At 49.3% G+C, this 9260-nt stretch carries 9 protein-coding genes; 3 read left to right on the top strand and 6 right to left on the bottom strand.

Annotation, left to right across the window (positions count from 1 at the left end):
* From CSQ88_RS21260 to CSQ88_RS21240, 5 genes are all read right to left on the bottom strand, one after another.
* The coding region (locus CSQ88_RS21260) for an efflux RND transporter permease subunit (protein WP_099400065.1) at positions 1-2464 on the bottom strand (2464 nt) is incomplete at its 3' end.
* Positions 2461-3957 carry an efflux RND transporter periplasmic adaptor subunit gene (locus tag CSQ88_RS21255; protein WP_099400064.1) on the bottom strand — a complete coding sequence of 499 codons (1497 nt, stop codon included), beginning with the start codon at positions 3955-3957 and terminating at the stop codon, positions 2461-2463. The genes CSQ88_RS21255 and CSQ88_RS21260, both read right to left, overlap by 4 nt.
* The gene (locus tag CSQ88_RS21250) at positions 3954-5177 is read right to left on the bottom strand and encodes a TolC family protein (protein ID WP_099400063.1); all 1224 of its coding nucleotides are present in this window, start codon (positions 5175-5177) and stop codon (positions 3954-3956) included. The genes CSQ88_RS21255 and CSQ88_RS21250 overlap by 4 nt, the downstream gene beginning before the upstream one ends.
* Before the next feature lie 102 nt (positions 5178-5279).
* Positions 5280-5675: a hypothetical protein gene (locus tag CSQ88_RS21245; protein ID WP_099400062.1), complete on the bottom strand. Its 396-nt coding sequence runs from the start codon at positions 5673-5675 to the stop codon at positions 5280-5282.
* Positions 5676-5856: 181 nt separating this feature from the next.
* A complete protein-coding gene (locus CSQ88_RS21240; protein WP_099400061.1) occupies positions 5857-6183 on the bottom strand; it encodes a helix-turn-helix domain-containing protein in 327 nt (108 codons plus the stop codon).
* 88 nt (positions 6184-6271) lie between these two features.
* Between CSQ88_RS21240 and CSQ88_RS21235 the strand changes: the two genes are divergently transcribed.
* The gene (locus CSQ88_RS21235) at positions 6272-6550 is read left to right on the top strand and encodes a helix-turn-helix domain-containing protein (RefSeq protein WP_099400060.1); all 279 of its coding nucleotides are present in this window, start codon (positions 6272-6274) and stop codon (positions 6548-6550) included.
* 98 nt (positions 6551-6648) lie between these two features.
* Here CSQ88_RS21235 and CSQ88_RS21230 read toward each other — a convergent pair whose 3' ends face one another.
* Complete coding sequence (locus tag CSQ88_RS21230) at positions 6649-7635, bottom strand: hypothetical protein (protein ID WP_143449550.1); 987 nt, start codon at positions 7633-7635, stop codon at positions 6649-6651.
* 43 nt (positions 7636-7678) lie between these two features.
* Here CSQ88_RS21230 and CSQ88_RS21225 point away from each other — a divergent pair, with 43 nt between their 5' ends.
* Complete coding sequence (locus CSQ88_RS21225; RefSeq protein ID WP_099400058.1) at positions 7679-7963, top strand: hypothetical protein; 285 nt, start codon at positions 7679-7681, stop codon at positions 7961-7963.
* 283 nt (positions 7964-8246) lie between these two features.
* On the top strand, positions 8247-9137 hold the full coding sequence (gene istA / locus CSQ88_RS21220; RefSeq protein ID WP_180273765.1) for an IS21 family transposase: 891 nt from the start codon (positions 8247-8249) through the stop codon (positions 9135-9137).
* Positions 9138-9260: the final 123 nt, after the last annotated feature.

Genomic DNA, 9260 nt, shown 5'->3' with positions numbered 1-9260 from the left:
AGGCTAGGCGGCCGTTTTCGCTTTTAAGCATGGGCGGGCCGTCGGCGATACTGATTTTGGCGACCGATCCTAAGGTGATTTGTTGACCATTTGCCGTCACAATCGGCAGATTACGCAGCGCCTCGGGCGAGTCTCTTAGCTCACGTGGGTAGCGCACATTGATTGGGTAGCGGGCCGTGCCTTCTACCGTTTCACCAACATTTTCACCACCAATCAAGCGGGCGACCACCGATTGCACATCGGCCACATTTAGGCCATAGCGAGCGGCGGCGGCGCGGTTGATATCCACATCGATATAGCGCCCGCCACTGAGGCGCTCGGCCAAGGCCGATGAAACACCGTTGACGGTTTTTGCGACCTTTTCGATGGCAATTGCGGTGGCATCGATGCTGGCGATATCGGTACCTGCCACCTTGATACCGATGGGGCTTTTAATGCCAGTGGCCAGCATATCGATACGGTTACGAATCGGCGGCACCCATAGATTAGCAAGGCCGGGGATTTGCACCGTGCGATCGAGTTCTTCCACCAGTTTTTTAGGCGTCATGCCCGGCCGCCATTGATCTTGCGGCTTAAAGTGGATGGTAGTTTCAAACATCTCCATGGGCGAATTATCGGTGGCGGTTTCTGCTCTACCTGCTTTACCAAAGACGGTGGCGACTTCAGGGATGGTTTTAATTAGGCGATCACTTTGTTGCAGCAACTCGGCGGCTTTGCCTGCGGAGAGGCCGGGCAAGGCGCTGGGCATATACAGCAAATCGCCCTCGTTCATTTGTGGCAGAAACTCGCCACCTAATTGGCTGGCAGGCCACAGCGCAGTGATAAACACCAAGGCCGCTGCGATTAAGGTGGTTTTTGGGCGCTGGAGCACCGCTTCTAGCATCGGGGAATACACCTTGATCAAAAAGCGATTCAAGGGATTACGGTTTTCATCGGGAATGGCACCGCGTATCCAATAGCCCATTAAAATCGGCACTAGCGTGATCGATATCCCCGCCGCCGCCGCCATGGCATAGGTTTTGGTGAAGGCCAGAGGCGCGAATAGTCGGCCTTCTTGTGCCTCTAAAGTAAAAATAGGAATAAAAGACAGGGTGATAATCAACAGGCTAAAAAATAGAGCGGGCCCCACTTCGGCGGCGGCGTGGCCGATCACTTGCCAGTGCTCGGCCCCAACTAGCTTTTGATCAGGATGCGCATGCGCCCATTCTTCTAGCTTTTTATGCGCGTTTTCTATCATCACCACGGCAGCGTCAACCATGGCCCCAATGGCAATGGCAATCCCGCCCAACGACATAATATTCGCGTTGACCCCTTGATAATGCATCACGATAAACGCCGCTAACACGCCCAGCGGCAGCGAAATAATGGCGACCAACGCCGAGCGTAGATGCCATAAAAATACGGCACAGACGAGGGCGACAACGATAAATTCCTCGAGTAATTTATGGCTCAGATTCTCTATCGCATGATCAATCAACTGGCTGCGATCATAGGTGGTAACGATTTCTACCCCCGCAGGTAGGCTTTTCTTGAGCTGCTCTAGCTTGGCCTGCACTGCGCTAATCGTGGCGCGGGCATTTTTGCCAGAGCGCAAAATGACTACGCCACCGGCTACTTCACCTTCGCCATTGAGCTCAGCAATGCCACGGCGCATTTCCGGCCCAATCTGGATGCGGGCTACGTCTCCCAACTGCACAGCTACGCCATTAACCGATGTTTTAAGGGGGATGGCTCTAAAATCATCCAGCGTTTTTAAATAACCGCTGGCACGCACCATATATTCGCTTTCGGCCAGCTCAATCACCGCACCGCCGGTTTCTTGATTGGCCTTTGCCAAGGCCTCAATCGCCACATCATGGCTAATGCCAAAACTGGCTAATTTCAGCGGATCAAGCACTACCTGATATTGCTTGACCATGCCGCCAATCGCCGCCACTTCGGCCACATTGGGCAGCGTCTTAAGCTCGTACTTAAGAAACCAATCTTGCAAACTGCGCAGATCAGCCAAGCTATGCTTACCGCTTTTATCGACCAGCGCATATTCGTAAATCCAGCCTACCCCCGTGGCATCTGGCCCTAAGGCTGGACGAGCTGCAGCGGGTAATTTCGCTTGAACTTGATTTAAGTATTCTAAAACACGAGAACGCGCCCAATAGAGGTCGGTGTTGTCATCAAATAAAACATAGACATAAGAATCACAAAAAAAAGAAAACCCCCTGACGGTTTTAACGCCGGGCACAGAAAGCATGGTAGTGGTGAGCGGGTAGGTGACCTGATCCTCAACAATTCTTGGCGCTTGCCCCGGATAAGGCGTGCGAATAATCACCTGCACATCGGATAAATCCGGCAAAGCGTCGATAGGTGCATTTTTAACCGCCCAAATGCCCCACGCCACTAACATGACCGTAGCGAGTAAGACCAAAAAGCGATTACGAATCGACCAGTAAATAACTTTGGCAATCATGGCTGACCTCCTGTGGCAAGGACCGAAATGCTTTGCACCACACTGCCTTGCTCAATAAAGGAGAAATTCACCTGCTGGCCAACGCGAATTCCCTTGGCTAAATTGGGGTTAGCTAAGGGGAAAGGCATGGTCATGGCAGGCCAGTTAAGGGAAGCAATGGCACCGTGCTCTAGCGTGACTTGCTTACTATCGATAGCTTTAACGATGCCCTGGCCTTGGTGCATCTCTTGAGCGGGGGTAAGGGTGGAATGGAGGGCGTGAGTAGACGCGGCAGCAGAAGCCGCAGGGTTCATCCTTGCCAATACCCCACGCAAGCTGGCCTCGGAATCAATCATAAATTGCCCAGAAACTACAATCTGCTCGCCTTCTTTGAGGCCTGAAATAATCTCGGTTTGCCCTTGATGCTCGCGGCCCGTTTTAACGTCGCTGGGTGTAAAGCGCCCTTGGCCGTCGCTCATAATCACCACGCTGCGTTTGCCGGTGGCGATAATGCTTTCGCTTGGCACCAGCAAGACCGCTGCGCTGTCAGGGCTAGCCAGAGAAATACGCGCAAACATGCCGGGGCGGAGTAGCCCCTTAGGGTTAGGGATCTCGGTCCGTACCCTGAGGCTGCGCGTTTCTTTATTGAGCTCAGGCACGAGCGCGGTGATTTTGCCGCTGATCGGCGTGTTAGGTAAGGCCGTAAAAAGGGCGTGCACCGGTGCGCCGATTTGTAGCGTGGCAGCTTGGGCCTCTGGTACTTCAGCCTCAATCCACATGCTAGCTAAACCATTAATTCGCACCAGTGGCGCACCCACACTCAATACCATGCCTTGCCGCACGGATAGCTCGGCAATCATGCCGCTGCGGGGAGCGGTGATGGTAATGGTGGCTTGCGGCTGGCCGCTTTGTTTTAGGCGGGCAATTTGCGCCGTGCTCATGCCAAGCTGCTGCAGGCGAGAGAGCATAGGGCCTGCCAGCTCGGCATCATGGCGCAATGCTAGATATTCATTTTGCGCGGCTAGCCATTCGGGTACACGCAGCTCGGCAATCGGCGCACCGGCTTGAATGACATTGCCGTTTGCCAGTGGATATACCCGCTCCACAATGCCATTGCTACGCGCTTGCACAATCGCCACATCTCTATCGTTAAATACCACACTGCCGGGCACTTCAATCCCTTGGCGTATCGTGCCGAGACGCGCCGTGGCCAACTTAAGGCCGGTGTTTTGTGTGAGGCTGGGGTCAATCTTGATACTGGCATTTGCCGTAGATGAAGATGAATCAGCGGCATCGGCATAGCGAGGCACCAGCTCCATGTCCATAAAGGGAGATTTACCTGGCTGATCGAAATGCTGTTCTGGCTTCATCGGGTCGTACCAATAAAGGGCTTTGCGTGCCTCGATGGGGGCGCTGAGGTTGGAGTGGGCTTGCATTGGTTTTAACCACCAACCTGCGGCACTTCCAATAAAAAGGGCGGCAATGGCTAAGGCGATTGTGCTGTTGCGATTCATGATGAATGCCCTCCAGTCAGAAAGAATATTTGCGCCTGAATAGCGGCAAGGCGGGAGGCTAGATCAAGGGCGCGTAATTGAGCCACTCGCTTGGTTTTGCGTACTTCAAGCACCGCATTGCTATTGCCCTTGCCAGATTGCAGCCCTGCTAAGGCCAGCTCAGTCTGCTTTTGAATGAGGGGCAGAGTCTGTTGCTTCAGCCTTTGTAGCTGGCTAGTCAGTGCATCGCCTTGCGCATTTAACTCCGCATATTGTTGACGATAGCCTGCGCTACGAGTGGTTTTTTCTGCTTCGGCTCGTTGTAAATTGGCGGTCGCTGCGGCGATTTTAGGGTCTTGGCGTGAGGTGGTAAAAAACGGCAGATCGAAAGAGACTTTGACCATCGCTTGGTTTTGTCCCATATCGCTGCGTTGCAGGGCCAGCTCCAATCCCCAATCGGGATGCTTGCCTGCTTCCATCAGCGCCAATTCAGCACGGGCGGCGCTAATTTGCGAGCTGGCCGCGTGCAGATCAGGCTGCTTGCTAAATTGATCAGACTGATCGTTGGAAGTTGGCTCGCGTTGCCATACAGGGAGTGAGCCACTGATGGGCTCGGCGGCGCGATCTGGCCCAATCCAGCGTGCCAATAGCGCTCGCGCCTGTTGACTCTCACTATTTAAGTCATCTCGCGCATCAGCTAATTGCTGGGTTTCTAGCTGTGCAACTAAGACATTGTCGACTGTGCTCCCCCCTGCTATAGCCGCGCGACTGAGGCTTAAGCTGTTTTGATTCTCAATGACCTGCGTATCAAGGACTTGTATTTTTTCTTGTGCGTAATACAGGCTTAGCCAAGCGAGTGTGGTGGCTCGTTGTACATTGAGCTGTGCATAGCGATGTTGAGCACTACTCACTTGCCACGCGGCGGTGGCGATTTGGCGCTCAGCAGCCCGCTTACCCGCATTGGGAAACTCCTGCATCAGGCCAATACTGCGCATTGATTTGCCAATACGGTATTGGTCTTCTCCCTCGAGTGGAAGGTTATCAATGGCAAAAGAGAGCTTAGGGTCAGGTAACGCACCTGCAGATAGCGTTAAAGATTGAGCTGCAGCAGCACCTGATCGGCTGGCAACAAGATCAGGGGCGTAATTTTGAGCTGCAGTTAAGGCTTCATCTAAGGTCAGAGCCTGTGCGCTGGCCGCGCAAAGTAATAGCGCAATACTGCGCAGTGCATAAGAAAACATACGTGTTTCTCCAGATCAAACTGAATACGAAACACCAAAACGTGCAGGCGAGCGAAGACGCACTGCTGTCCTAGTGATGTTCAAATGGATCAGAGAAATAGGCTAGTTACGAAAAACTTGATATTGGATACGTAAGGGCGGTGAGGATGCGAGAAGTGTAGATGGCGCTGCTAATTGCTGATTAGCCAGCGGCAAATAGCTATCGAATAAAGGCGCAAGATAAAACAGGATAAATAGCTGTGGGGCAGGCAAATCTGGTGTTTTATGTGCTTCTAATTGTGAATCTTTTTGACAGTGCGCTTTGCATACCAAGGGCTGCTGGTTGGCTTTCATATCCACACAATCGCTCATGTCAGCCATTTGCATCATAACAGGCGCAGTAGGCAAGCTTGCTAGAGCATCCGCGCAGGCATAAGCCGCTACAACGAACTGGCTGAATGTCAGCAAGATCATCATGAGCAGAACAGCGAGCGGATGGGCTAAAAAGCGATGTTTCATGAGCCTAGCTTTATTGGGGGCAGTGTGAGCTTACAAGCAGTGTGGCAAAGAGTTTTTGATAATGCTTAAGATTGGCCGTTATTATCACTTAAAGCAGCATGCCAACCCCTCCTTTAAAAGTACGGCTTGGCCAGCAGGTCATGTCGCAAACAATATTCCCTGTAATTGGTTTCTTTGACCTTTATTTTTCTTTTTCAGTATTGACCATCTCACGAATAGACACAAGCAAAGCTAACTTTTGTTCTTCACTGAGTGCTTCAGCAGCCTGAAGAATAGAGGCCGTCAATTCATCCTCACAGTAAAAATAAGCCACTGGCACATCAAGCACGTTCGCAATACGTTTAAGCGTATCGAAGTCGGGTGTGTGCTTCCCACGTTCGTATTGGTTCATGCGTGCGCTAGCATTACTAGGATCAAGGCCTAGTAACTCCCCTAGTTTTTGCTGTGTGAGCTGTTTCAAAATTCTCACCTGCTTTAATCGAGCAGGTAAGGGGTGTAGCTCAGGCATGAAATTACCGCTATTGGGTCAACATGCCTAAGATTCTCTTAGTGCTGCAGTCTAAGGTATACTAAGGATTTCTTAGTTTGCAAGTCTTATGATGCCGTATTCCTTAATATTTAAGATCGAAGTCCTTCGCTATGTCGAAAAAGTGGGTAGCGTCGCCAAAGCAGCACATAAATTTCGAATGCATCCCTCAACAATTTATAGCTGGAAATACATTGGCATAAAGGAGTTTCAAAACAGAGCAGGCACTGTGGTTTTGCCGCCACCTGTGGCAGAAAATAACAGTCAGAAATTGGAAAAACGTCTACATTTTCTAGAAAAAGAAAATGCTGTTTTAAGGGAGGCTACTAAATTGTATTTGAGCTATTAAGATCTAATTCTTATTGAGTTATTCCTTCCCACATATTTAACCCCTGAATGATGCCTCTGACTAAGGTGTTATTCAGGTTAATTAAAAACTATAATAAATTATATTGATTCTAGCGAAGGGAAGCGTAAGGGCGGTGTATAAAAAATGAGGAGATAGATTCCATGGTCACCATTGATCACCTTATACATTGACCGCATGACATCAATAGGTTTAGCTTCGACTGTACTAGAACCTTTTAATTTGTGATAGTGATAAATAAGCATTCCAATTTTTTGATTAAAATTAAAATCATCGAAATCAAAAGAGCAATGTTCATTACGAAGCAAAGAGAATACATGAATTTTAAATAATTTAAACACCTCATTACACAGATCATAGAAGGGTGATTGAGTACAAACAACTAACAAAACTGAGTAAAGTGATTGCGCTATGGCAAAAGCAGTACTTTGATCCCCTCGCTCTACAGCCCCCCTTAATAACAGGGTTAGACATGTTAGAGCATCAATCCCTCCCTGACGTTCTAGCCTCTTTAATTGACTGTGTTTGATCTGAGCAGGCATTTCACCCGTCGTTTGACCTAAGTGGTCTAAAGCAACGACCACCCTTAAAATTTCTGGTGCAAATTGCGCTAGGCCGTTGGACCAAATCTTTCCGATAGGCTTTTTTCCTCTGATGGCTTCCCAGAGTACATTGTTGAGTAAAACTGCAGATTGTGGGACCTGCTTATTTGCTTGGGCAACGATCTTCTTTCGGGGGACGTGTTGACCGATGCGATAAGTTGACCACAAATTTTTATGGTTGAGATCGCCCGTTTCTTCTTTCCTTCTAAATGCCTTCGGGTCTACTTTTTTTTCAATGGCGTACGCTGTAGGTACCCCTAAATAGTTCTTAATTAACAAGAACCAAAGAGCTACACGAATCACATCAATGCGATCGCGCCGCGGCGTATTTGCTGAATCCAGCTCATTTTGCAGAGCAGAAAAAAAATGATCCCAATCGGCGTTTTGCTTTTCAATACAAGGAGTTTTTGTCTTCATAACCGAGTGATAATCAGGGTGATTGTCACTTTCTAGCGCAAAGCGCAATAAATCGCTACCATTTTGTAGTGACCAGATAGGACTAATCCCAATGAAACAACCCCAAATTGAGTTGGCCAACGAGATTGAACGTAATTTATTTGAGCGACATGGCCCGATGATTGCGGATGACGCGCTCTTACAGGCATTGGGGTATTGCTCAGTGGATGCATTTCGTCAGGCATTTACCCGAGGAACATTGCCTGTACCCGTTTTTGCGATTAAACATCGCCGTGGCAAATATGCATTAGTTAAGGACGTTGCTCAGTGGATTGCAGAGCAGCGTTTTCTTGCAACGACAACAAACGCTGTAAAGCCGGATGCAGGATGCCAATAGCAACAGGGGTGAGCCATACAATTGCAATTAAACTCAGGGGACCCTCCCTTGATCGGAGGCGGTAGCGAAGAGATAAACATATTTCATTTCCCTAGTCGCACAAAAAGCCCAAAGTGGCAACTTTGAGCTTTTTGCATGAGACAAAGAAAATCAGTTGCGGAAACTGAGTTCTTATTCTCTGTGACGGGTGGTCGGCTGTCAAGGCCGAAGAGGACGGGCTTTGCCTGCATATTCATGATCCCCCTCATTCTGTTCCATAAAATCGATGGACGGGAGCACTTTTATGAGAGTAAATATTGAAGCGCAACGGCTGCGCGAGTTTTTACGCCTATATGCCGATACAAAAATCACAACACGTGAGCTCGCTCGAGCTACATCAATGTCGCGTAATACCGTTCAACGTTTGCGCAGGCATCTTGCAAATATTCAGTTTGATTTCGGTGATTTAGATCAACTTGATGATGATCAGCTGCGGTTGCGGCTGCAACTCGCCTCATTGGAGGGGCGGAGGAGAAAGCCCACGCCAGACTGGGGCTGGGTTCATACCGAGCTAAAAGACCCAGATGTCACCCTAGAACTACTCTGGCGAGAGTGGCGAGCCGTTGAACCCAACGGGATTGCGTACTCTCAGTTCACTGCAGGCTATCGAGCATTTAAATCACAGCGCCCACTTGTTATGCGGCAACTCCACCTACCAGGAGATAAGCTTTTTTTAGATTTTTGCGGCAAAACGATGCCGGTATATCTTGAAGAGGAAAGTACACCACGTATGGCGCAAATTTTTGTTGCGGTACTTGGTTACTCAAATTACACATTTGCTTGCGCTGTATGGACCCAGCAGATAGTCGACTGGGTTCAATGCAATATTGACGCGTGTGATTTTCTAGGCGGCGTACCTCGCATATTAGTACCTGATAACCTAAAAGCAGCCGTTATTACACATGGTCATCATGAAGTCATTTTAAATCAAGTGTACCTTCAATTTGCCCAACATTATCAAACCGTGGTTATCCCTGCCCGAAGCCGACGACCGCAAGATAAAGCAAAAGTCGAGGCTGGCGTGAAAATCATTCAGCGCTGGTTGCTTGCCGCATTACGCCATCAGCGTTTTTTTAGTTTAGAAGAACTTAATCAGGCCATTGCTCGATTATTAGAACAGTTCAATTTACGGTAAGCGCCTAGCCCTCCCATCTAAACGCCCTTTCCTTTTTTCGTCATGCTGAGGTTTTTATCAAGCAGGAGGATTTATGGGGGATTTGCAGACGCGGCGCGGGGAGTGGCTACTGCGCGTGGCTCA

The sequence above is a fragment of the Iodobacter sp. BJB302 genome (assembly GCF_002735645.1).
Classification (GTDB): domain Bacteria; phylum Pseudomonadota; class Gammaproteobacteria; order Burkholderiales; family Chitinibacteraceae; genus Iodobacter.
This window is presented reverse-complemented; position numbering and strand designations above follow the sequence as displayed.

What these genes read in the sequence shown, in the direction of transcription:
- istA (WP_180273765.1), top strand. Translation starts at nt 8,247, where the DNA reads ATGAGAGTAAATATTGAAGCGCAACGGCTGCGCGAGTTTTTACGCCTA.
- CSQ88_RS21225 (WP_099400058.1), top strand. Translation starts at nt 7,679, where the DNA reads ATGAAACAACCCCAAATTGAGTTGGCCAACGAGATTGAACGTAATTTA.
- CSQ88_RS21250 (WP_099400063.1), bottom strand. Translation starts at nt 5,177, where the DNA reads ATGTTTTCTTATGCACTGCGCAGTATTGCGCTATTACTTTGCGCGGCC.
- CSQ88_RS21240 (WP_099400061.1), bottom strand. Translation starts at nt 6,183, where the DNA reads ATGCCTGAGCTACACCCCTTACCTGCTCGATTAAAGCAGGTGAGAATT.
- CSQ88_RS21255 (WP_099400064.1), bottom strand. Translation starts at nt 3,957, where the DNA reads ATGAATCGCAACAGCACAATCGCCTTAGCCATTGCCGCCCTTTTTATT.
- CSQ88_RS21245 (WP_099400062.1), bottom strand. Translation starts at nt 5,675, where the DNA reads ATGAAACATCGCTTTTTAGCCCATCCGCTCGCTGTTCTGCTCATGATG.
- CSQ88_RS21235 (WP_099400060.1), top strand. Translation starts at nt 6,272, where the DNA reads ATGATGCCGTATTCCTTAATATTTAAGATCGAAGTCCTTCGCTATGTC.